Origin of the sequence: Rahnella perminowiae, from assembly GCF_019049695.1 — a bacterium.
GTDB classification, from domain to species: Bacteria; Pseudomonadota; Gammaproteobacteria; order Enterobacterales; family Enterobacteriaceae; genus Rahnella; species Rahnella perminowiae.
Map to the genome: position 1 here is coordinate 1 of NZ_JAFMOT010000094.1, position 490 is coordinate 490.

Below are 490 nucleotides of genomic sequence, written 5' to 3' on the forward strand. Positions count from 1 at the left end.
TTTTAAAATTATCCTCATATAGCTGATTGAGGTAAAGGGATCTCTGACGATATTTTTTCTCTGTTCTAAGATCAAGATTTTTCCTGAATGGGTATTTAATCCTTGCAACTATGCTATACTCACAAAGGTCAGGGTATTTAATTAAGAGTTTGTCTACCCCATACGTGCTATATCCATAATAACAACATGAAATGTAGCATCTACAAATATCATCTGGTGTTGATGCATTTCTTATTAGAATAGCCAGTATCTGTTCTCTAATCTTTCTTCGTATAGTTTTTTCGTACCTTTTAGTTATGGTTCTGATAAGCTGTTGTTCTATTGTACTTGCTCCTTGATGTATATTCTTAAATATTTTTAGATAGATCGTTCTAATAATAGCGATTGGGTCAACACCCATATGTAATAATTGACGATGATCTTCAGATATTCTTAGTTTATCAATTAAAGAAGAGGTTACTTCTTTATTTGAATTAATATTAATATAATC

Annotated in this window: 1 protein-coding gene; it reads right to left on the reverse strand. The window is 30.4% G+C overall.

Features of this window, described 5'->3' with window-relative positions; translation table 11 throughout:
- Window positions 1–490 (reverse strand): transglycosylase domain-containing protein (locus J1781_RS00460; protein ID WP_217233031.1); only part of this gene is annotated, 490 nt, incomplete at both ends.